This is a genomic window from Pseudoalteromonas sp. P1-9, assembly GCF_001399975.1.
Lineage (GTDB): Bacteria > Pseudomonadota > Gammaproteobacteria > Enterobacterales > Alteromonadaceae > Pseudoalteromonas.
Genome location: NZ_LKBD01000027.1, coordinates 1 through 23519, shown reverse-complemented (window position 1 = coordinate 23519; position 23519 = coordinate 1). Strand labels below are relative to the sequence as shown.

Here is a 23519-nt window from a genome sequence, read left to right as displayed (position 1 = left end):
GGTTAGCGGCTTATAACGTGTAACTTATTGAGTGCTAAGTTATTATCAATGGTTTGTTTTACACCGTCAGGCCAAGTAATGGTAATAGCGTCTATTTTTGGCGAAGGACCTAAACCAAAATAGGCAATTGCTGGCACTTGCGATAAATAACTGCGACTCGGCATGATATCTCTGGTAAGCACCTCACCAGAGGAGAGTGATAGTGTTACTTTGGCTCCAATTGCATTACGGTTAAGCCCTGCTTGAGATAGCTTGATTTGCAGCCATTGATGATTGCTATTTTGTTGGTTTATTAACAGTCGAGCTGGTCCTGCAATTTGTGTAATGGCAAGATCGAGATCGCCATCATTATCAATGTCTGCAAAACTAGCACCACGGCCTACCATTGGGTTTGCTAAGGGGTTGTCAGCAGCTAATTCCAAGTTAATAAAGGGCTTGTTACAAGTTGGACCGCAGTTCCAAAATAACTGACTTGCTTGTTTATATTGCTGGCTTGACTGAACACGATTAATTTCACTTTCTACATGACCATTGGCTTGAAATAAATCGGTATATCCATCTAGGTCAAAATCAAAAAATAGCACCCCAAAGGTTAATGCTTTACGGCTAGCAGGGCCTATACCATCAATAATTGCTTGGTCACTAAAATAGAATGATTCAGTGTCGCCAACATAAAATGATGTCATCTCGTTTGCAAAGTTACCGATGGCGAAACCTAAGGTATCATCATTTAAATACCAAGCAGCATCGATTCCCATAGCTCCCGTTGCGTGACCATTCCGATCAAACGCAAGTCCCATTAATTCAGCTTCTTCACTAAATTGGCCGTTGCCTTTATTTTCAAATACAAAGTTTTGCACAGTGTCATTAGCCACAACTAAATCAATTAATTGGTCATTGTTAATATCGATAGGGCGAATGGCTAATGATTTACCGATAGCTTTTTTGAGTTCAGGGCTGGTAATCTGAATGCCACTTTGTGGTGAGTAATCGATAAATTTTCCATCGCCTTGGTTTAAGTAAAAACGTGCAAACTGTCCTGCAAAGTTGGTTGGCGGCCCGTAAGCTCGCCCTATACCGGTCAGTTGATAATCTACCTCAAAATCAATGTCACGATTCCAATCAACGTAATTAGCTACAAATAAATCTAAATCACCATCATTGTCAGCATCAAAAAATGCTGCACTTGTGCTCCATTGATTTTGCCCGCCTTCAACAGCTGCGCTTTTTGTTACATCGGTAAAATAGCTATTGTCATTCCTCAGTAGTAAATTATGACCTACAGCGGTTATGAAAATGTCACCATCACCATCACCATCATAATCTGCAATTGCTACCCCCATGCCGTAAAACTGTTGCGTTAATCCAAGCTCGTTAGATACATCGACAAAGTGTTTGCCATTTTGGTTTTTGTATAACGTGATTGAGGATTTAGAGCTATCTGAATCTTTGTTCCAGTCGTTACTATTGATAAATAATAAGTCTTGAAATCCATCATTATTGTAATCAAAAAATGCAACTCCCCCTCCCATAGTTTCTGGTAAAAGTTTATCTCCGGTTGCACCGTTATTATGGATAAATTTAATTCCAGCACTGTCGCTTATATCTTCGAATGTTGCGGTAGGGGGGACGCGCGTCGTATCTATAGAGACAGTTTTTGGAGTTTCAACTGCAATATTATTTGTCACTGTATTTACTTCGCTTGAGTCGCGATTAAACAACCAAATTATTAGGGCGCAGAATGCGATAACTACAAATACGATGATGGAGCCTTTAAATGCTTTTGCAATTATTTCATCATCTTGAATGTCGAGTTGTTCGTCTTGTTTCATTTATTGTTGTTCTTCCAAAGGCGTAAGCGTAGTGATTTGCTCGGTGTATATTGTTGGTCTATTTAAATCATAAATAACCACTGGCGCAGCAGCGTGATCTGCAGCTGGATTTTTTACCCGGTGTGCGCTTATTGCAGTATCTTTTGCATTGTTATCTGGTCGATACTTTTCATGCAAATTACGATACTTTTCAGCACTTTCATGGTCCTGAGTTAATTTGGCAATAACATATAAGTTGTAATAAGCCTGATGGTTTTCAACATCATATTTTAATGCCGTATAAAGCGCTTCTCTTGCTTTGGCAAAATCAGCTTGCTTTGCCGTTTCAGCTTGTTGGCTACGATGTGTTTTAGCTCTTTCAATATAAGTTTGAGCCAATTCTACCCATACGCGATAATCCTCTGAAAAATCAAAATCACGCGCTTTTGCATCATTAAAATCAGTATTTAATAAGCGTTCGAAATTTTTAATTGCTTCATCAAAATAACCATTTTGTTTGTCTATCAAAGCACTAAACCAGGTTACAGTCCAAGGCCAAGCAGGATATTCATTTGTTGCGGCTCTTGCTAATGCATCAGATGCTTGCTCTAGTCGACCTTCTTGATAGTAAATTCGCGCAAGGTTGAGTTCAGCAAGTCCTTTACCTTTACCTGATACTAGTTTAAATGCGTGTTCAGCCTGCTTAAATTGGGACTTTTTAGGTTTTCGCAGTAAACCTATTCCGTAATCATTCCAACGCATCCAATTTGGTCGTTTAGTTTGGTTTTGCTTTTCAATGATTTGGCTTTCAGAGGTAGAAATAATAACGGCATCTTTTGCAAGTTCTACTACAGGTAAATCATTGGTAGTGAACTTATCATTCATAAATAAGCGCATGTATGGTGTGTTGAATTTGCGGTAATTTAATCTTGCAGTCAGCTTAAAGTCGCCTTCTAGAGATTCAGGAAGCGTTATTTTGTAATGAATTACATCTGCTGCTCCTGGCGGGATCTGATTGTTATATAGTGGAACGAATATATCTTCAGCATTGCGTCGGTCAATTTTATTACCATTGCGGTCAAGCACATAAGCATTGATAAAGTGTGACCAAGGATCAACTGCTTTTTCGTTCTCTTCTATACCTCCAGAGCGGCCAATCACCTTATTACCGTTACTAGCAACTAACTCTAGCCACACTTGGTTAGAATCAGCGGTGCCTTGAGTAAATAAGTGCCCCATTTTTAATGTTCTTACCACAACTTGAAATAGATAGGTTTTCCCTGCTTCTAACTTTAAAGTTTGTTTCTCAAGTGGTGCCAAAAGAGGCCCGTCAATTTCGCCACCTTCACGTACACCAAAAATATCAACCTCCATTACATCTTGTAAAAACTGGCGATGTTTTTCGTTAGTTAGTGGTGGTAACCCTTTTAAGTGAGGTAGTGCAGTATTAGCTGATGGAAACATATGATCATGCACTTTTAGTTGATTGCTATCATCTAAAAATTTAGCGCCAAAGTCATTTGATGCAACCGCTGGCATGTGACACCCGTTACAGTTGTTATCCGCTTTCGGTGGATAGTAAAAACTGGTAACACCATGACCTGAGACACCGCTCAAATGGTAACTATCAAAGTGGTTTTGGCCTCTAAGCCATTTATATTTGTTTAACTCTTTTGGTAAATGAACTTTATGACAACCAGCACAAAAATCAGGCATTTTATGTAACGGTTTAAGAAATGTCTTTTTGTGCATTTCTGGTTTGGCTTTTATCAGTTGCGCATTCACCCAGCGCAGAATTTGATTATTAGAGTAAACAAATGGGTAATGTATAGGCTCTTCTATGGTGTAATCGGCATTTCCTTTACTGCTATTTACATGCGTAATTGCATGGCAACTCGTGCATGTAATACCTTGTTGTGCCGTTGGGTGGTTTACATCGTCAAAATCAGGGTCATCAAATGCACCGCTAAAAAATGGAACAGGGTCATGGCAACCAGCACAAAAACGTGCAGCTTGTACATCTCCATCTCGTTGAATGGCCATTTCACGGGTGTTACGCACTGAGAACAAGTAAGCAGGATTGTTAAACGAGCTCATTTTATGTGCGCTATTTTGCCATTGCTCATGAATATCGCTATGACATGACAAGCAGTATTGATCCAACATCAGTGCTTTTGCTGGAATAAAATCACCTGTGCTGGTGCGTGATAGGGAAGGGAAAAAATACTGTTCACCAGATTCAGGGCCGACGCGATTCCATTGACGAGGATCTTGTGTTTGCCAAACAGCTACAACCAGAGAGATAACAATCGCTGCAATAGATACTAATCCACCGATTCGCCATTTGATCTTTGGACCTACCAAACGATGTAACACAAATAGCCATATACAAACAAAAGGCAGTACCACGTGAAGCCAATAACTAACGCTTCTTACGCCAGGATGCTTAATTGAAAAGAAATCAAAACGAATTAACAATAAACCCGATAAGGCCATTAGTATTAATGCAGCAAAAAGAAATATGCCAACATAAATGGCGCGCTTATTTTTTCGTTGAAAAGTATTTTTAAAATGTAAACTTCCAAATAACAGCAAAGGAATAATGCAAATTAATCCAAGGGTTATGTGCCCTAAAAACATTAATTGATAGAAATAATCTTGGTAGACTGTTTGATTTAGCCATTCAAAAAAAGTCACACTGCCAAGAAAAGCTGAGTTAATCATTAATAGTGAAAACGCAACCAGAAGCGCTATGAGTAACACTTTTAGCTTGGGACCAATAGCATCAATTCTTTTGCGCTTTGGTGATGATTTGTTCATATTATTGTTCTTATTATAAGTATTAAGTGTTTATTTTTTGATAAACGGCGACACGCTTTGTGCTTTTGCGATAGAACTGCTTAGGCTGTCATAGTTAATATTTTGCACTGGGCTATGTTTAGGATAAATAGGTTGTTTTTGTGCTTGGTATAGCTCTGTTCTTAGGTGAGTAGGCATACTATGGCCAGCTCTTCGTTTTCTTTCACTTCTTAGAGCTGCGATATTAATTGGTGCAACAACAATACGTTCACCAGGCCCAGGAGATGCCTCTGCTAAAATTCGGCCATCATAGTCAACTACCATAGAGCCACCTGGCCATGTGAAGGGAGGATAATCTTTAGCTCCTTGATTGGCTGCAACGACATAACTCATATTTTCAATTGCTCGACAGCGATTAATAACAGTCCACCAATCCATAGGCTGTGTTGCACCCCAAGGATCCATATAAGCTGAAATGCGAATAAGGACTTCAGCACCTTTGAGTGTTAACTCTCGTGTGACCTCTGGAAACATCCAATCATAGCAAGTCGCTACCGCTAAATTACCTATTTCAGTTTCAACAACAGGTAATGGATCATCGGGGTAATTTTCAATGTCATGCGGACTTGAGTGAACTTCAAATGGGATCCATGGGTTTACTTTTCTATACTTTGAGAGGATTTCACCTTTTGGACTAATTAAACAAGTAGTATTAAAAACACGGTCAGGCCAGCGCTCATCTACTTCCAGAAAACTACCTGTTTGTACATAAACGCCAAGCGCTTTTGCTTTTTCTGCTATTTTGTCTGTGTGTTCATTTGGAATCGGCACAGCTAATTTTTCAAGAATTTCTTCAGCGCTCTCATAGACAGGAACGGCATGAGCAAATTCAGGAAAAACAATCAACTTAATATCATGGAATGGTTTGTACCCGTTTACCGCCTGTTCCATTAGCTCTAACACGCGTTGCGTATTTCTATGCATTTCATCCCGATTTAGCGGGTTTTTCTGGTCTACCTGGCACGCGGCAACGTAATATAAATCCATTGATTGAAACTCATTCTTTATTGTTAGCTTTACATTGTAACGGTAATTGTAATGCGGGTTAAGTTTTAAGGTAGCTTCGTAAAAGTTTAATCTAATTTTCATGGCATGATGTAGCGACCACTCTAAACTTTTATTTAGGGGGTACACCTATTGAAACTCGATCCTACCCGTTGGGCACCTAAGCATTATTACAAGCGCATTTTAATTTGCGAGTTTGTATTTTTATTCTTTTGTTTACCCGTATTTTTGTATTTCGTACGCGATGTGATTGCGCCTTACTTACTGCTTTTTTTGGTATCGGTAGTCGGGTGGTGTGTTTTACTGTTGTTAAGTGATCCGCGTTTTAAGCGTTTTCGCCTTTGGAATCCGGTACAGCTTAAATTATCGCTTGATAGAGTGGTTGCTACTTTTTTAGTCGCAGCGCTATTAATGATGATAGCTAGTTGGTATTTTACGCCCCAATGGTTCTTTACGTTACCCACGCAACAAACTAAATGGTGGTTCTTACTATTAATTCTTTACCCTATTTTTTCAGCCTGGCCGCAGGAAGTGATTTTTCGTACCTTTATGTTTCATCGTTATAAACGAGTCTTTAAAAGTAAGCAGCTACGAGCATATTTAAGTGCCACTAGTTTTGCATTAGCGCATCTGTTATTTGCAAATTGGATTGCGGTAGTGGGTGCCTTTATTGCAGGTTTAGTATTTTCATTTACCTATATTCATTCGCGTAGCACCTTGTTAGTGGCTGTTGAGCATAGTTTATGGGGATGTTGGTTATTTACTGCTGGGCTCGGCATGTATTTTGATAGCACAATGCGTTTATATGGTGAATAAATCACGTTTAATGTTTGAAGTAATAGCGGTAACCAATTTGATATTGGCTTTCTTTTTTATCTACTGCTTGGTTTACGTACCAGCGCGAAGGGCGTGTTGAATCGATATAGTTAAGCTCGGTTAGTAAAAATGATTGTTTAGAGAGCTTATAGCGATAAGCGAGTGAAAAAGCATTACCTTGCTCGTTGTTGTTATCACCCCAAATGTTATCTAAATCATCCACATTAAAGTGCTCAAAGCGTGCTGCAATATGATGGTTTGACCAAAAATGACGTAGCATTACAAATGCGTTGTCGAAATCATTATCGACCACTTTCTCTTGGTATGGTGATGTCATGTAAGTATTGCCTTTCATATACTGGGCAATGACTTCCCATTCTTTCGCAAAACGGTATTTCAACGCTGAATGAATAAATTCTGTTGTCCATGTGTACTGACCATTTTCAACAATGCCTTCTTTAGCAAAGTTATCGTAATAGCCTAAGTTGAATCTAAGTTTATTTGCGTACTTCCAATTGGCTGAAACATGCAAACCAAAACGGTCATCAAGCTCTAAAAAAGGGTCTGATTCAGCGGCTTGTGCAGCGAGTTTCTGTTGGCGTGCAGGGAAATCTTGTACAATTAATTTTTCATGTAGCAAGGTTTGGCGACTACCAACAGTCCAACCGTGCCATGCTAGCATTGCACCCGCAGGATCGTTGTTTTTAAAAAGCGAAATATCGCCTGAAAAATTGTGCTTTGAACCTGAGAATTTCCCCAACTTTTCAAGTGATAGGTTTATGCCGGTATTTCGAAGTTCCTCACCAACCCAATTATTTAAACTGCTAGAGGTTAATGTATAGGGGGTAGACCAAGCAGTAGCTACATTTTCAAAACTAATCGTTGGATAGAAAACACCGAGTTTTGATTTTATTCGCCAGCCATTACTTGAGGGCAGGCCTTTGTAACTAACAAAGCCTTCGGTTATACCAATGGCACTATTACCTTTGTTAGCAAATGCGTTAGCGACTACTGTTGCAGACCATGTTGAATTAAATTCCAAATTAAGATTGGCACCTAACTGTCCGAGTGCTATTCCAAAGCCATCGTCAAAGCGAAATTTTCCATAATCACCGGATAAATAGCTATTACCATCATCGCTTGTTACATGATAAGCCCTTAAATCAATTAGCCCTTTTATATTTGCATCTACGGCCAATAACTGGCTGCTTATGCATAAAAGGGAAATAGGTAGAAGGCTTTTAATCAAGGACTTTCGCATGTGTTTTTGTCTGTTTTTTATAGTTAGATTGAGATAACCATGCTTCAAATTCATGAGCGGGTAATGGTTTACTAATAAAGTATCCTTGTGCTAATTCACATCCTTGAGATTGAAGAAATAGTAATGTGGCTTCGTCTTCAATACCTTCAGCAACAACCGATAACCCCATATTATGCGCAAGTTCAATGGTTGATTTAACAATGATTTGATCATTTTCATTATCGAGCAAATGCTGTACGAAGGATCGATCTATTTTTAGCTCTTGCACTGGTAGTTGTTTTAATTGCGCGAGTGACGAATATCCCGTGCCGTAATCATCTATCGATAATTTAAAGCCGCTTTGATTCAGATAGTTCAATACTTCGGTTGCCTTTTCAGGATCATCCACAACGGCATCTTCGGTAACTTCTAAAGTAATCGCGCAATCGGTTAATTGATGTTGCTGTTTTAACGAGATTACATAATCTGGATAGGACTTATCTAATATATTTTCGGCAGAAATATTTATCGCAATATTGATGTGGATTCCATTTGATTGCCACGCCAAATATTGATTAATTGCCGCATTCGTTACCCAGCGAGTTAATGCATCCATTTGCCCGGTTTTTTCTGCAATGCCAATAAAACTATCTGGTGGAATTAAGCCTTTTTCAGGATGTTGCCATCTTACTAAGGCTTCAACGTGGCTTATCTCCATTGTTTTTAACGAAAGCTTTGGCTGAAAAAACAGAGTGAGTTGGTCTTGTTCGATGGCTGTTCGTAAATTATTAGTTAAGAACAGGCGTTCAATGGCATTTTGATCAAAAATTGGGTCATAAATTTGGAATGCTTTTTTGTTGTTTTTGGCGCGTTGAATTGCCACATTGGATTTTTGTAATAACTCGGCCACAGAACAGTTTGGGTGTTGTGACGCAATAACAACACCAAAGGTAAATTGAAGGTGCAGATGAATGTTTTGAAATTGGCATTGCATTGTTAATGCTGATTGCAATGTGTCGATTAATACGTCAATGTTTTGGTTTTCAATTAGAAGTATAAAATTTTCGTTACCTAAGTGATAACAATCAAAGTCATGTTGTGTGTTTTCGATACGATTCGCAACCTCATTGATGACATAGTCACTCGCCTGATAACCGAGGGTTTCCGCGATTTCTTCCGCTCTTAAAATACTCAGTTGTACAATTAAAAAGTCATGCTTGGATGTTTGACGTTTTTCTATTGCAGTAACAAGTGCATTTCGATTAGGTAAATGCGTTAGTTGGTCATGAAAGGCTTGAAAGCTAATTGTTTGCTCTCGCGAGATAATCGCTTTTGTCATGTCGTTAAATTCATTCGAAAGTTGTTTTAACTCTCGGCTACCCGATACATTTACGATACCGTCGTAATTACCTTTGGAAATTGATTTTACTTGGCTTATCAGGCTTTTAATTGGGCGGGTAATGCCTCTTGCAATGGCAATAGCGCCAAACGTCGATAAAAGCACCGTAATAAAAACTAGCAATACTAATCGGGGCCATTGGATATCAATGCTTTTTAATAAATCTGCACGAGACTCAAAAAGCACCGCTGAAATATACCCATTGTCGGTGTTGCCAAGTTCTATTCGGTTATATAAATATTGATGTTCTGTATTGGCAATTATACGTTTAAATACATCGGCTTTTATTGGGTAATTATCTTCATCTGAGCTGGCAATCACTTGGTAATGCTTACCATCAAAGCTGGCAAACCCAATGTTTACATCGGTCAAGGTAGCGAGTTCATTAGCAAGTGCGTTATTAATCAAATAACCGAAACCCACCCAACCAACAATGCGAGAGCCACTTTTAATAGGTGCAAAGCTCAGTTGATAAAGTAAATCGTCAATAAAGACCAGTTGTGCAGTTTCTTGCTGTAAAAAGCTGGTGGGTTGGCTAAAAGGTTCACCTTGTCCTTTGCCCACTCGCACTTTTACTATTCCATCATCGTTTGTGTAAGTAACTAGCTGCGCAAAAACGATTCCTTCACTATTGATTGCCATCGCAAGGTCACTATCAATGCGTTTTCGATGATTATTTAAAGCAACTAAAAAGCTTTTTGTATCTTCGTCTAATACAGATTTTAGGCCGTAGTCTTTTGCTGCTGTTTCAGCAAATGCTGAGAGGTAATAGCGGCGATTATTAAACTGTGTTTCAAATATATTAGATGCATTGCTTAAACGATTATTTAATTGGGTACTCTCAAGCTTTACATTGGTGTGATAGGTAAAGTAGAAGCTAACCAGTTGCACGAGCAATAGTAAAAATAAGAACAATATTAAAATTTTACTTTGTAAACTGCGCACTTTGAAAAGTCTCATAGTTGATTAGTACTCTTCTAAAAATTCAAATTCTTCTTGCCCAACTTGTTTGGGAATGGGGAGTAGCGGTTTGGTTAGGGTTAATGTCAGTGTTTTTTTATCTGTGCTTAGTAAATGGCTTTGGGTTATTTGATGTGATGGTGTATCAAGTTGAGGGTGCCAAACTGAAATATCATATTGGCCTGTTTTTTTTACTGTAAATACGGCGCTACCGTTTGTGTTTGTTTTAGTAAAATATGGTGTGTCGACAACCAATATATAACCACTCATCCAATCATGAATGTTGCATCCCATTGCAACCTCTTCGGCTGCATTCATATCAGAGATATGCTTTGAATCACCCGCTTTTAACTTAAATTCAAATCGATTTTTACCTGACACAGAGTAAATATGATGGGTAATATCATCCTTATTTGAGAAAACAACATTTTGCCCTTTTTGCATCACGGTAATATATGGCGTAAATTTTTTACCTTGTTGATCAATGACCAATTTCTGGTTGTTACTTGGTAAATCGGCGACCCCAGCTTTTGGCGTTACAAATACGACGATTTTATTTACAGCGTTATTATTTTTATCAACGACGTTCACCGTGAGCTCGAGTGCATTAGCTTCACTAAATGTAGTAACCGCTGATATTAAAAGTAATAAGTACCTCAAAAGATTTTCCCCATGCAATGCCAAGCTCATTTCAAATTAATTGTTAATGTTGAAAAGTGATTTTATGAGCTAAAAGTAAGTTTAGACCCGTTTATAGCTAGAGCGAGGTTTTAAGGAAAAAATTGCAAGATTTATTAATAATATAAAAAAAGCCAATCGGTGTTCGATTGGCTTTTTCGATATAGTAGATGTAAAAAGAGTTTATTCGATGTTTTGGATCTGAATGCTGTTGTTTTCATTTAAATCATTTTAAAACACTGCTTTACTGTCGATTTTATTTTTGCATTAAATCTTTTGTCACCAACTTTGTCACCATTTTCACGGTGTTGTAACTATTTGTCTAACTGTATTTATAAATTCATTCCATAATGGACCAGACATTTTAGAGAGTAGGCGCTTCTGTTCATGTAAGATATCACTAGAAGTTACATCGTCAGTATCTAGGGCATCGCAGGTTAATTTAATAAATTTCTTTTTGTAATCAGGTTCGGAATCATAATTCGATAAAGTTGGCACTATGTGTATTGTTGAATTCCAAATTAGTTCTTCAGGGATCTCTGTGTTGCAGAAATAGAATTTGGAGTTATACGCCTCGATAGCAGCAAGTTGATACTTTATCTTTTGTTCAGTATTAGGCTTATTACCCCCATCAAGAGGAAACTTAACGTCACAACCGATATAATTAACAATAATCTGATCTAGATTCTTAAGGTCGCTAGATGTTAAATTCTCAGTCTCAATTTTAGTGACTTGTAACTTTTGGTCTCCATCTAACAGTGCGTAACGTTGTTGTGAACCAGTAACAGCTATATCACTCAGGATCGTTTGTTTAATTTGAGGACCTCCTCCGGGAAGTACCTTAACATCAATAGTATTTAACAAATCCTCGTCGATAATTTTGACAGCTCTTTCTACAAGTAACTTCATTAACTCATCTTCGACAAAAATTTCCTTTTTATTGTCTATGGTTTCTCCAATTCGAACAAATGCCTGTTCAGAACTAGCGTCATTAATAACGTCAAAATCACCATTTGGAGTTTGGTAAAATACTTTAATTGCTCCACGAGGTAATTCATCTATGAAGTACCTCGAATGAGTTGATACGATTATTTGGTGCCCTTCTGTATTTATTTTTTCCAAAAGAAATGCTCTAAGCTCTTTTTGCGCAGCTGGATGGAGAGATACCTCAGGTTCATCCATCAATATGAGCGAACCTTTTGGAGCATTCATAACCTTAAGTACTGCTGAAGCAATAGCTACCTCTCCACTGCCAGCAACAGCTTCAGAATATCTATTCAGTTTATCTTTAAAAATTATAGAAAAACCCGGCGCATCAAAAAGGTTATGCTCAACAACAAATGCCTCTGAATATGCCTTATTTAAAATCTTAGATAAGACTTTTAAAGTGACGTCGTCAAGCTGGTACTTGGCTTGAACTTTACGACCTCGGTAGGTATAGAAACTATTATTTATCGCTCTCAGCAGTGCCTTAGAACGAACTCTTAAATAATCCTGCTTTGAATTTATAGTTTTACCCTTTGTAAACGTTCCAAAGTTAAAAAATTTATCGAATGCACTTATTTCCGACCTAAAATCAATGTAAACCACGTTCTTTTTGACAGGGTTCCACCGAGAAGCGCTTCTGTAAGGCATGTCTTTTTTAGAAATTTTTTCAGGTAAAGCTAACATACCATCCTGTTTTCTTGGTTTGTCAGGTTCCCAATAGTCAGGGTTTCCAGCTCTAGCTCTTCTAATTTTTAATACTTCGACTGGTGAACTTAGATGGCTCGGCGTATATCTATATATGTATCGATTGGGAGATTTTGAATCACCCTCCACAATTGGATCCATAGCTGTCGAAAACCAGAACTGCGACGTGGACTGCTTAATTGGGCAACCAAAGAGAGCATGTAAAACAGATGTTTTGCCACATCCGTTTGGACCAACTAAAGCTGTGAAAGGGTAGCTGAAATTAATGTCTAAGTTAGGCTTTAACTTTTTATATAACGGAAACCTAATTCCCTCAATAAAATTGGGGTATGATTTTAAAGGGCGAGTTAACATAAAATCCATTTAATTATCCAAATACTTTTTTCAGCATTTCAAAAACTTCTAACTGATCTTTCCTAGGTGCGTGGCGAACCATAGCGGTTAAGTTTATCTTTGCTTTTCCTAGCTTGCCTGAGTATTTGTTCCACTTACCTTCATTACAAAAATCACAAAGTGTTTGAAGATTTTCATCCGAATAAGGATCAATAGCGTACTTCTCAGCGTCAGATATTGGATATACATGATCGACCACTAACTTGATAGTTCTTGATTCGTCTGTAGGATGTTTATCTACTGGAGTTCTTCCGCAGCTTAAGCATTTATGGCCATCTCTATGAAGAATACGAAAATATTGGTCTTTGCTTATTTTTCTTTCTTTAGCTTTTGGTGATGGTACTGGATTATGAAGAATATATTCTCCCGGTTTTAAAGATTGTTCATCTTTATGACTTTTAATTTCATACCCGAATTCATCTCTAAGCTCCCTGACTCTTCTTGCCCATTCATTGATTTGTGCAACTTCTGAAATTTGTTCTTTAGTGATAACTCTACTGATGTTATTTAAAAAAAGCTCTTCTATTCTTTTACGAGCACTCATTACAAAAGCTCCTTATGATTTTGGATGAATTCGGTTACAGGGAGGCTTAGAGCTTCGAGATAAGCAAATAAAATAAGGTCCGATAGAGGCTTTTCTTGTCTTTCAATTTTGTGTAGATGATTTGCAGAAACGACAATTGAAAATTTTGAATTTTCAAATTCAATTCTTGCTGCGATTTCTTCGGCGGATAGCTCTCTTTTTTTTCTTTCAGACCTTAATAATGGTCCTAATAAATTCCGCTCTTGTGCGTCAGATGTGCCAACTATTTTATTTCCCATCTACGTTCTCTGTTGCTTTAAACTGGAACTAGATTAGGTTGTTAACATTCGATTTGGTAATCCAAAGTAGATTATTGCAACGAGTATGAGAGTGAATTTTTGAACAAATCATGATAATATTCCGGTATTAAAATTTCACCGAGCTAACGAATTGAAAATAAAAGTAATAGATCTATTTTGTGGAGCTGGAGGGATGTCTTCCGGGTTTCTCTCGTTAAAGAAAAACAAGCTATTTAGCTTCGAGAGTGTCTTTGCTATAGATAATGACAAAGCCGCAGTTGAAACGTACAAAGCTAATTTTGGTGAAAAAGCCCTGTGTCAGGATATCGAGGAATGGTTAAATCAGGAACAAGTGCCATCAGCGGATATTGTTGTTGGAGGTCCTCCTTGCCAAGGGTTTAGTCTTCTGAATAAGAACCGTGTTGGAGATGAAAGGCGTGAACTTTGGAAGCCGTATATGGATATTGTGAGAGCTTCTGATGCATCGATATTTATTATGGAAAATGTAGCAAACCTTTTTAAAACCAAAGAATTCGAAGAAATTTTGGAATCTGCGAAAACTTTAGGATTTGAGGTTCAATATTCTCAAGTCAACATGGCTGATTATGGTGTTGCACAAACTAGAAAAAGGGCGATTGTAGTTGGTGTCAGAAAAAATAGACTCAAAAATACCAATATGGGTTTCCTGCCCGACCCTACACATAGAAAGCCTGATGTGAATTTAAGTTTAGAACTTGATTTAAAGGACTGGGTAGACGTTAAGTCTGCAATAGGTGATTTAAAGGAACCTTTAGGAACTGAAATTAGGGAAGTTCCACCACCATACAATTTACATTTCACAAGAAACCCGACAGAGCTTAGTAAGAAAAGGTATAGGGCAGTTCCTGTTGGAGGAAATAGATTTGATCTTCAGAAAAATGCTCCTGAATTAACACCTAATTGTTGGTTAAATAAGCCTTCAGGGGGAACAGACCTTTTTGGAAGGCTATGGTGGGATAGACCCTCTGTAACTATTAGAACTGAGTTCTTTAAACCAGAAAAAGGAAGGTACTTACATCCTGAACAGCACAGACCTATTACTCATAGAGAAGCAGCAAGAATCATGAGTTTTAGTGATCAGTTTATTTTTAAAGGAAATAAAACGGATATTGCAAGGCAGATTGGGAATGCGGTACCGCCTATTTTCGCTGAAAAATTAGCAACTCATATTGGAACGCTGATCGCTGAAGGTTTGATAACGTTACCTGATTCAAAAACACTTGAACGATGTGCTTAATTTTTATCAGGGGTTTGTGACTGAATGGTAAAATTTTAAAAAATTTTACCATTCAGTTTGATATCAAATATTTTTATTTAATCCGCTTTCTACGAAAGCAAGATCTATCTCTGTGTTGGTATAGGTAAATAGATAGAATACATATCTGTTTCATTAATATTTTTATCAAAATGTCGAATAAATAACTGAGTTTTTGTAATTAGAAAATATAAAAGGGAGCTAAATAAGTATCTAATCCTCTTTCTGACGAAAGAAGAAAATAAGCAGAACGATCTGGAATGATTTATTTTAAATTATAAAAACAGAAAAGTCAACATTTTCCTTTTAAATCAGTATTATACATATATGCATAATAAAATAAATCTTGACTTGAAGGCTGTTTAAATATACAGTGAAAGTTAGTTAAAGCTAGTGACCGACTAGGCTTATGTACTCTGTACATAAACGTCGGCCTTGCAGGACAGAAGATTTGAAAGACGTTCATCTTCTGCATCATGGATATCAGAATTAAACTTTTATGTATCCACGGTGATTAAATGCAAAATAGCTATCAATTTATACACTTTGAAACTTTCGCTGATGTTCCAAGAAAAAACAGCAAGAGACCTTCGGCGGAAGCTGTTGCTCGGGAATGTCAACGTAAAGAGAATTCATCCCCACACATTACACAACCCCAAGCGCCTCTCCTCTTGTACGGCGTACAACCTCTTGAAGCTTTGGACAAGGCAAGATTGCTAGCCTCAAACAGTAAAGATAGTTTAGGCAGGAAAATTCGAAAGGATGCGCAAATAATAGGGTTTGGAGTTGCCTCGATTAAGATTGAGGCTACTCTTGAAAATTGGCAATCAAGTGAAGTTCAATTATGGGTTAGTGACACAAAAAAATTTTTAAAAGATCAGCTTGGTGATAGCTTTGTATCTCTCGAAGCCCACTTGGACGAGCGCTGGATACATTTGCATTTCGGTTCGACTCCCAAACTAAACGATGACGGTAGTATTAACTTAACTTCGTTCCATCCCGGTCTAGAAGCTCAAAGAGCATGTAAAAGCAACAAAAAAAGCACAAAGGATCACGCATACAAGTCTGCCATGCGTTCGTTTCAAGATAATTATTATGAAGCAGTTGGATTAAAACATGGGCAGCTAAGATTTGGGCCTAAACGTCGTAGATTAAGCAGATCAGAATGGTATGCTCAACGTAACTATGCTTCATTACTTGCAAAAATTTTCAACTCACAAAATAACTTAATTAGTAGTCTGAAAAATAAGGTGAAAAGCGCTAAGGCTATCTTAAGTGAGCTACTTCCTTCAAAAAGAAGCAAAAAAAATCATCTTCCTTTTCAAACTAAGGATTTTAACTCTAATGATTAATCCAGCTAATATAGAATCACAACTTGAATTATATGCTATGAGTTTTACTTTCTATCAACCTAGTAATACGAAATCTCTAAGCTATCACCTTTTCATGAAAGTCGATTTAATTATTCAAAATCACACTACAAGTATTTATGATCTGTCTACTCTTACTTCAGCTACTAGCGATGTTGACGCGTTGATTAGAAAACTGAAAGTTGCATATGGCCACGTCAACGATGATTTAAATGAAATAGAATACCCTAAATTTTTAGCGAAACTACAAGCGCTGAAGGTTGGAAAGTTTATTGTCAGCTATCACAACTCAATAACTCATTTACTTAAGCTATTATTATACATTTTTTCAGAATCAGGAAATCCTACGGAGGTAACAACTGAGATAGATTCTTTTCTAAGTAATTTTATTAAAAACCTCCAACCTAGAGCGAAGCAAACGAAGAAATTTAAAGATATAGTAAATTTTGATATCGGTGATAGTAATCAGCTTTTAAATAAAATTAGGAAAAAGCAGTTAGACATAATATTTGATGATGATTTTTAAATATAGTGGCTAGTTGTTCACTGAGCCACTAATTATTTCAGGTTTAATGTTTATATGACCCTGTAACATCAAGAACTAGCGATTAATTCTCTAGTTACATATGAGAAAATGTTATCTACTTTTTCTCTTAACGAATCAACTACGATTGATACTTTTTGGCTTCCGCTTCTATCTGCAACTTTGCGTGAAACATCCGAGATGTACCAGCCGTCAGATCCCCTCCTGATAGTACTTTCAGTATGAGTTGGAACTCCTCTATAATTGCATGACATAGGCTCATAAAATGGTTTTACAATTGCACGAACATTTTGCCGTTTTTGTTTGGATATTATTTTATCAAGTAGTTCTTCGGCTAATCCGGCCGCATGCTCTAAATCATCATAATTCAAGGTTCTTACGTTTGACTTTGATTGAACAGCAATCAAGATATTTTCAATTATGACTCTGTTTTTAGAAGTAATTTTAACTTCAATCATTAAAGCGTCTCCTCAGTATCAGATGAAAATAGCCCGAAATTAACTATTTGATCAAAATTCAGCTTCGATAATTCTTCAAATTTCTTTTCAACAGCGTACATTGTCCTAATTTCTGAAGAAACCTCTCTTATGGTTGTATCTGTACATTCCTCATATTTAGTTTGTGTATCAAAATAAATTTGCTCGATTGCAATAGAAGCAATCTCATCAAGTTGCTGATTTTCAAAATTAATCATGTACCAATTTTCAAAGTTTGACACAGCAGTTAATACACTTCTTAAAAATACTTTTAATTCAAGTTGCTGATCTTTACTAAAACTCATCTTATGCTGCCTCTCTCGTTTCACTAGCAATCAACCAAGCTTCGATGCTTGCTCTTCGCCATCCTAAGAATTGGCCGCCTACGTGAACTTCATTTGGCAAATAATTGTTGCGTCTTAAGCGCCATAGGGTTGTGCGACTAACGCCCAATTCTTCTTGCAGTTCTTTTGCTGAAATGATTAAAGTATCTTTCCTCATATGTTAAATTCCTAAACAAACTCTCTGCTGATTCAGAAAGTAATGTCATCATAGAGAAAAGCTAAAAAGACCATAATTGAGTAAAAAAAAACTTTTTACGCAGTAGCTGAATAAGTACACTTCGTACTGTTAACTATCAAGTTTTAATAGGTAATTTATAGGGCTATGGCACAACACAACAGGTCAAATATCATTCGAACTCAATTCTGGATTCATTCACTGTTAAGTGCTTTTAAATATGACTCTGTCGCAAAGCTAGCGAAATTGACCCAGCTAAGCTGGGGAACGGGCAACGTTAAAAATGATAACGATTCATTTTATTATCAAGTTTCATCGGTTTGCCCAGATATAGAAAAGGCTAGAAAAGCGTATAATTTACTAATATCTAAACCACTTGACCCGTCAAATTGGTATAAGTATCAAAATGGTGAACAACCAAAGACAAATAGAATTAAAAATGTTTACGAAGCTTTTAAAATATTGGTACCTGATTCGGAGGCGGCTTTTGTAAATGGAAAATACAATGTTTTATCTATTATAGAAACGAGCTTCGTAGGAGATGCCGTTGTTTACTTTCAAAGAGCTGTAGATGAATTCTATGAAGTTCATAATTTAGAGTATGGTGTAGGAAACATTAGTTCAGAACTTTTAGGTCTCGGTGATGTATTTGAACCTGCATGTCTTGTTGGACAAAAAGAGTTCTATAGTCGATTTGTTGACTATTTTAACAAAGCTGATTTTCGTAGAGCATTTGAAATTTATGGATTACTAGTTGATCCGAGCTTTCATTCGGATCTCTTAATTTTAGACTTAGCTAAAAAGATAATCGGAGTAAATTATTTCGGTAAGGACTGTCAAACATTGGCAAATGAGCTACATCTCACACTAGATGATTTAATCAATTCTGACTTAGGCATTACAGAAGAAATTAGGCATAAGAGGTGCATGGGGAAAGAACCCGTAACCCTCAACTATCTAGAGAAAGAATATGGTATAAGTAAGCAATTATGGGTGGATTCCTTCCGTATTTTTAAATACGCGAATAGTATATTCCATGCACCTCATGCATACACTGAGGCAGAGCGAAAACAAATAAATGGAGAACGCGCAAAACCAATGCATTTTGAAGGTTCTCAAGTAATCCAAAAATCATCTGGATTTAAGCTTAAACGAACAAAAAATAACAATGTCTAGATCAAGGTAAGACTTATTTTTCGAATTAAAAACATGAAGCTAGGTATTGAACCAATTTTTGATGTGCTTCTTTTCTTTCTTCAAAGTAATCATGTCGATCATAAACTGCCATAATTTTTGGTAGCTTATGATTTAAACATCGTTCTGCTACATGTGGGGCTGTACCTATTTCAGCTAGTAGCGTTCTACATGTTCTGCGAAGATCATGAATAGTAAAGTGGGCAATATCCAAACATTCTTTTTTGAATAAATTGGCTAATGCTGCATTCCAAGTGTCCATGGAAATGTGCGGAAACCTTTTGCTTTTCCTTCGATTCGGAAATATAAACTCAGAACCTACAGACAGAACTTTTAGCTCTTCTAGAGCAGCTATTAGCTGATCATGTAAGGGGTAAGTAATTGATATACCTGTTTTGCTTCTTTCTTTTGGCATATTCCAGACTTGGTTTTTAAAGTCAAATTCTGACCACTTTGCTGCTAGCAATTCTCCTTTACGACAACCTAGACAAAGTAGCAGCTGGAACGCTAAGTAATTCTGTCTAACAAAACAGTCTTGATTATTTCTCATTACTTTAAATGTTAGCGTTATTTCTTCTAGTGATAGAACGCGATCTCTTGAGTATTCTTTGCCGCCCGCATCTTTTGTATTAAAAGGAAGAGCTGGGTTAGAAGAAATTAAATCAATTTTAATAGCCTCATTAAATAACTGTTTACAGTAAACCAACGCATCATTTGAAATTGTAGGGCGTCCGCTCTCTTTAATCGTTCGAATGATTTTCTTTATATCTAGTGGCGTGATTTCTGATATCGGTAGTTCACCAATGTGGGGCGCTATGTCTTTTCGATAAACTCGCTCAGGTATGTTTGGATATTTAAGTCTTTCTCTACAGTCTTTAAGCCAACTTTCTGCAAGCTGATCAACTGTTTTTAGATCTGAAAGTAAGTCTCTACTCTTTTGTATTTTAGGATCGATTCCATCACGTACCAAGGCTTTGTAGCTAGCTGCCACCGCTTTCGCTTTTACTAGCGGCAAGCCTAACGGTTCATCACCAAATTTAGCAATGGTCAGCTCTTTTCTTTTTGTATTAATTTTGTACCGAAATGTCCAGCTCGCTGTTTTGCTGCTAGAAATTCTTAAGTAAAGGTTGTCGCCGACTTGATATCTGCCTACTTGTCCTTTGCGAATTAAAGATTTTATTTCTTGTACATTCATTGTGGTGACAAAAATAATAAAACAATGATTATAATCTACATCATGTCACCAATATTGTCACCATTAAGATGAAACAGAGTGAAACTAATTTTAAATTTTAAAAACAAAAAAGCCCTTTTAAACAAGGGTTTTTTAATATTTTGAATCAACAGGAAACACCTGAAAACCTTATTCGATATTCTGGATCTGCTCACGCATTTGCTCAATCAGTACTTTGAGCTCAACTGCTGCATTAGTTACTTCAGTATTGATAGACTTTGATGCGAGTGTATTTGCTTCACGGTTAAACTCTTGCATCATAAAATCTAAACGGCGGCCGCATGCGCCACCTTTTTTCAGGATTTTACGGGTTTCTTTAACGTGCGATTGTAGGCGATCAAGTTCTTCAGCTACATCTTGCTTTTGTGCAAGGTAAATTAGTTCTTGCTCAAGGCGGTTTTGGTCAATCTCTGCTTTTAATTCTTCTAAACGGTTCGTTAACTTTTCACGCTGCCATTTCATTACTTCAGGCATTTGTCCGTTTACAATTTCAACTTGATCAATAATCGCGGTTAAACGGGTATCTATCATGGTTTCAAGGTTTGCACCTTCAGAGGCACGCGCATCAATAAAATCAGAAACAGTTTTATCAAAACCACTTAGCAATTCTGTTTGCACTGAATCCATATCCATTTCTTCAGCTTCCATCACACCAGGCCAACGCAGAATGTCCATCGGACTGATTTCGCCATCAATTTGTTCTTGTAGCCAAGTTGCATTTTTCATAATCTGCTTAGCTAACGCTTGATTGATTTTCATCTCGCCAACATGCGCAGGATTGGCATTAAATTTAAGTGACACTTCTACTTTACCGCGCTGCAACTGCTTGCGTAGTTTTTCACGGATAACAGGCTCTAGTGCTCTAAATTGTTCTGGTAGACGAATAAAGGTTTCTAAGTATCTTTGGTTAACGGAGCGAATTTCCCAAACGCCGTTACCCCAGTCACCTTTAACTTCATGGCGAGCGTAGGCTGTCATACTATGGATCATGTGCGGTTTCCTAAGTTTTTAGAAATGATAATTTATGCTTGGTCGCATTATAGCGGAAGTTGTTAAACAGCTTACAGTAAATTTTATCTGATAAAAATATAAAGACTGTGCCTTTTATGACTTTTCCCATAGCGATTCGAACAATTAGTTCTTATAATATGCCAAATCTTGAATAGTGAGGATATCCAATGCGTCCTAGTGAACGAACGCCTAACCAAATTCGCCCAGTTTCTTTTACTCGTAATTATACAATGCATGCTGAAGGTTCAGTATTAGTTGAGTTCGGCAATACCAAGGTATTGTGTACTGCAACAGTTGAAGCAGGCGTGCCGCGCTTTATGAAAGGGCAAGGTAAAGGTTGGATCACGGCTGAATACGGTATGCTACCGCGTTCAACTCACAGCCGTTGCGGTCGTGAAGCTGCAAAAGGTAAGCAAGGTGGCCGCACTATGGAAATCCAACGTCTGATTGCACGTTCGTTACGTGCAGCCGTTGACTTAGCAGCGCTTGGCGAAAATACAATTACGATTGATTGTGATGTTATTCAAGCTGATGGTGGTACACGTACTGCTTCAATTAGTGGTGCATGTGTTGCTTTAGTTGATGCACTTACCTATATGCGTACTAAAGGCATGATCAACGCTAATCCACTTAAGCATATGATTGCTGCAATTTCGGTAGGTATTTATAACGGCGAAGCGGTAACGGACCTTGAATATTTAGAAGATTCAGAAGCTGAAACGGATATGAATGTAATTATGACCGAAACAGGTAAGTTTATTGAGGTGCAAGGTACTGCTGAAGGCGAACCGTTCTCATATGATGAATTAACTGACTTACTTGAATTAGCGAAGCATTCAATTCGCGAAATCATCGATATGCAAAAGCAAGCGTTAGCGTAATAGGGTACAACATGAAAGATTATCAAAAAGAGTTTATTGAATTTGCACTTGAGAAGCAGGTGCTTAAGTTTGGTGAGTTTACACTTAAGTCAGGTCGTACTAGTCCTTATTTCTTTAATGCTGGTTTATTTAATACCGGTCGTGACCTTGCGCGCTTAGGTCGATTTTATGCTGCAGCATTACAAGATTCTGGTATTGATTTCGATGTATTATTTGGTCCTGCTTATAAAGGTATTCCAATTGCGACAACAACAGCAGTTGCATTAGCAGACCATCATGACCGTGATGTGCCTTACTGCTTTAACCGTAAAGAGAAAAAAGATCACGGTGAAGGTGGTACATTAGTAGGCTCTGCACTTGAAGGTAAAATCATGCTGGTGGATGATGTAATCACTGCAGGTACTGCAATTCGCGAATCAATGGAAATCATTGCTGCGAATGGTGCTGACTTATCAGGTGTACTGATCGCGCTTGATCGCCAAGAAAAAGGTAAAGCTGAGCTATCTGCTATTCAAGAAGTTGAGCGTGACTTTGATACACAGGTAATTTCAATTGTTAAGTTAGCCGACCTTATTACTTACCTTGAGCAAAAAGGCGATATGTCAGAGCACTTAGCATCAGTTAAAGCGTATCGCGACCAATACGGTGTAGCTTAATTACATAAAAGTTTGATATAAAACCCCGATTATCGGGGTTTTTTTATGGATAAATAAAATGAGTGAAATTAATAAACCAAACGGCGGTGGGTTACAGCGTGTATTTAAAGCAAGTTATTGTTCTTATCTAGGTATTAAAGCTGCCATAAAAGAAGAAGCAGCATTTCGTCAAGAATTGTTGTTAGCAATAGTGATGTTTCCAGCATCATTTTGGTTGGCTCAAGATTTGATTCATTGGGCATTGTTAGTTTCAGTGCTGCTATTAGTACTAATAGTAGAATTATTAAATTCAGCAATTGAAGCGTTAACTGATCGCGTAAGCACAGAAAGGCATGTTTTATCTGGTCGCGCTAAAGATATGGGTTCAGCGGCGGTTACTTTTTCACTATTAATCGTCGGTATCGTCTGGGGCGTAAGTCTTTATATAAAGATCTTTGCTTAATTTACTGTGGTGTAAAAATAGTCACTTCTTAAGTTTTCCAGCTTTAAAAGTGATAAATATGTAACGAAAGTTGCAAATTATGGCGGTTTTGTACGTATTTCATCCGAACAATCCAAAAAACTAAAAAAAGTTTGAAAAAGGGGTTGCGCTCAAATCAAATCTCTCTATAATGCGCCTCCACCAACACGGGGAACGACGCAGCATAGCAGCGAATCACGAGTTG

General features: G+C 37.4%; 22 protein-coding genes. 8 read left to right on the top strand and 14 right to left on the bottom strand.

The features are described 5' to 3' along the window. Positions 1-2: 2 nt before the first annotated feature. From AN214_RS15400 to AN214_RS15390, 3 genes are read right to left on the bottom strand one after another with little or no spacing between them, the layout of a single operon-like run. Positions 3-1832: a CRTAC1 family protein gene (locus AN214_RS15400; protein ID WP_054980536.1), complete on the bottom strand. Its 1830-nt coding sequence runs from the start codon at positions 1830-1832 to the stop codon at positions 3-5. Continuing rightward, on the bottom strand, positions 1833-4631 hold the full coding sequence (locus AN214_RS15395; protein WP_054980535.1) for a multiheme c-type cytochrome: 2799 nt from the start codon (positions 4629-4631) through the stop codon (positions 1833-1835). It lies immediately after the preceding gene. A 30-nt stretch (positions 4632-4661) separates the two neighbouring features. Then, a complete protein-coding gene (locus AN214_RS15390; RefSeq protein WP_200911139.1) occupies positions 4662-5759 on the bottom strand; it encodes a nitrilase-related carbon-nitrogen hydrolase in 1098 nt (365 codons plus the stop codon). Between the two features lie 48 nt (positions 5760-5807). Between AN214_RS15390 and AN214_RS15385 the strand changes: the two genes are divergently transcribed. Beyond that, positions 5808-6491 carry a CPBP family intramembrane glutamic endopeptidase gene (locus tag AN214_RS15385; protein WP_054980534.1) on the top strand — a complete coding sequence of 228 codons (684 nt, stop codon included), beginning with the start codon at positions 5808-5810 and terminating at the stop codon, positions 6489-6491. A 7-nt stretch (positions 6492-6498) separates the two neighbouring features. On the opposite strand, the gene AN214_RS15380 is transcribed toward AN214_RS15385, so the two are convergent. From AN214_RS15380 to AN214_RS15355, 6 genes are all read right to left on the bottom strand, one after another. Further along, positions 6499-7689: a hypothetical protein gene (locus tag AN214_RS15380; RefSeq protein ID WP_054980533.1), complete on the bottom strand. Its 1191-nt coding sequence runs from the start codon at positions 7687-7689 to the stop codon at positions 6499-6501. A gap of 43 nt (positions 7690-7732) precedes the next feature. After that, positions 7733-10090 (bottom strand): EAL domain-containing protein, encoded by a 2358-nt coding sequence (locus tag AN214_RS15375; protein ID WP_054980532.1) that lies wholly within the window; start codon positions 10088-10090, stop codon positions 7733-7735. A 6-nt stretch (positions 10091-10096) separates the two neighbouring features. Next, the gene (locus AN214_RS15370) at positions 10097-10750 is read right to left on the bottom strand and encodes a hypothetical protein (protein WP_152960784.1); all 654 of its coding nucleotides are present in this window, start codon (positions 10748-10750) and stop codon (positions 10097-10099) included. Between the two features lie 318 nt (positions 10751-11068). Next, on the bottom strand, positions 11069-12823 hold the full coding sequence (locus AN214_RS15365) for an ATP-dependent endonuclease (RefSeq protein WP_054980530.1): 1755 nt from the start codon (positions 12821-12823) through the stop codon (positions 11069-11071). A gap of 4 nt (positions 12824-12827) precedes the next feature. After that, on the bottom strand, positions 12828-13397 hold the full coding sequence (locus AN214_RS15360) for an HNH endonuclease (protein WP_054980529.1): 570 nt from the start codon (positions 13395-13397) through the stop codon (positions 12828-12830). Beyond that, positions 13397-13675 carry a helix-turn-helix domain-containing protein gene (locus tag AN214_RS15355; RefSeq protein ID WP_054980528.1) on the bottom strand — a complete coding sequence of 93 codons (279 nt, stop codon included), beginning with the start codon at positions 13673-13675 and terminating at the stop codon, positions 13397-13399. The genes AN214_RS15360 and AN214_RS15355 overlap by 1 nt, the downstream gene beginning before the upstream one ends. Positions 13676-13826: 151 nt before the next feature. On the opposite strand from AN214_RS15355, the gene AN214_RS15350 reads away from it, so the two are divergent. The 3 genes from AN214_RS15350 to AN214_RS15340 all read left to right on the top strand — a co-directional run bounded on the left by AN214_RS15350 (position 13827) and on the right by AN214_RS15340 (position 16865). Continuing rightward, positions 13827-14951, top strand: a complete 1125-nt coding sequence (locus AN214_RS15350; protein ID WP_082428598.1) for a DNA cytosine methyltransferase — start codon at positions 13827-13829, stop codon at positions 14949-14951. Between the two features lie 536 nt (positions 14952-15487). Next, positions 15488-16321, top strand: coding sequence for a plasmid recombination protein (locus tag AN214_RS15345; RefSeq protein ID WP_054980527.1), 834 nt, complete (start codon positions 15488-15490; stop codon positions 16319-16321). Further along, a complete protein-coding gene (locus AN214_RS15340; RefSeq protein ID WP_054980526.1) occupies positions 16314-16865 on the top strand; it encodes a hypothetical protein in 552 nt (183 codons plus the stop codon). The genes AN214_RS15345 and AN214_RS15340 overlap by 8 nt, the downstream gene beginning before the upstream one ends. A 68-nt stretch (positions 16866-16933) precedes the next feature. Here the strand turns inward: AN214_RS15340 and AN214_RS15335 are convergent, their stop codons facing one another. The 3 genes from AN214_RS15335 to AN214_RS15325 are packed head-to-tail and all read right to left on the bottom strand — an operon-like array spanning position 16934 to position 17860. Next, positions 16934-17341 carry a hypothetical protein gene (locus tag AN214_RS15335; RefSeq protein WP_054980525.1) on the bottom strand — a complete coding sequence of 136 codons (408 nt, stop codon included), beginning with the start codon at positions 17339-17341 and terminating at the stop codon, positions 16934-16936. Next, positions 17341-17664: a hypothetical protein gene (locus tag AN214_RS15330; protein ID WP_054980524.1), complete on the bottom strand. Its 324-nt coding sequence runs from the start codon at positions 17662-17664 to the stop codon at positions 17341-17343. Before AN214_RS15330 ends, AN214_RS15335 begins: the two co-directional genes overlap by 1 nt. A gap of 1 nt (position 17665) precedes the next feature. Then, complete coding sequence (locus AN214_RS15325; RefSeq protein ID WP_054980523.1) at positions 17666-17860, bottom strand: AlpA family transcriptional regulator; 195 nt, start codon at positions 17858-17860, stop codon at positions 17666-17668. Positions 17861-18025: 165 nt separating this feature from the next. Here AN214_RS15325 and AN214_RS15320 point away from each other — a divergent pair, with 165 nt between their 5' ends. Further along, positions 18026-19054: a hypothetical protein gene (locus AN214_RS15320; RefSeq protein WP_054980522.1), complete on the top strand. Its 1029-nt coding sequence runs from the start codon at positions 18026-18028 to the stop codon at positions 19052-19054. Positions 19055-19079: 25 nt separating this feature from the next. Here AN214_RS15320 and AN214_RS15315 read toward each other — a convergent pair whose 3' ends face one another. Both AN214_RS15315 and AN214_RS15310 read right to left on the bottom strand, forming a co-directional pair. Further along, the gene (locus AN214_RS15315; RefSeq protein ID WP_054980521.1) at positions 19080-20267 is read right to left on the bottom strand and encodes a site-specific integrase; all 1188 of its coding nucleotides are present in this window, start codon (positions 20265-20267) and stop codon (positions 19080-19082) included. A 168-nt stretch (positions 20268-20435) separates the two neighbouring features. Further along, positions 20436-21296: a YicC/YloC family endoribonuclease gene (locus AN214_RS15310; RefSeq protein WP_054980520.1), complete on the bottom strand. Its 861-nt coding sequence runs from the start codon at positions 21294-21296 to the stop codon at positions 20436-20438. Between the two features lie 188 nt (positions 21297-21484). Here AN214_RS15310 and rph point away from each other — a divergent pair, with 188 nt between their 5' ends. The 3 genes from rph to AN214_RS15295 are packed head-to-tail and all read left to right on the top strand — an operon-like array spanning position 21485 to position 23296. Beyond that, positions 21485-22198, top strand: coding sequence for a ribonuclease PH (rph, locus tag AN214_RS15305; protein WP_010561976.1), 714 nt, complete (start codon positions 21485-21487; stop codon positions 22196-22198). An 11-nt stretch (positions 22199-22209) separates the two neighbouring features. Next, the gene (pyrE, locus tag AN214_RS15300; protein WP_054980519.1) at positions 22210-22854 is read left to right on the top strand and encodes an orotate phosphoribosyltransferase; all 645 of its coding nucleotides are present in this window, start codon (positions 22210-22212) and stop codon (positions 22852-22854) included. A 58-nt stretch (positions 22855-22912) separates the two neighbouring features. After that, on the top strand, positions 22913-23296 hold the full coding sequence (locus tag AN214_RS15295) for a diacylglycerol kinase (protein WP_054980518.1): 384 nt from the start codon (positions 22913-22915) through the stop codon (positions 23294-23296). The last annotated feature ends 223 nt before the right edge of the window (positions 23297-23519 follow it).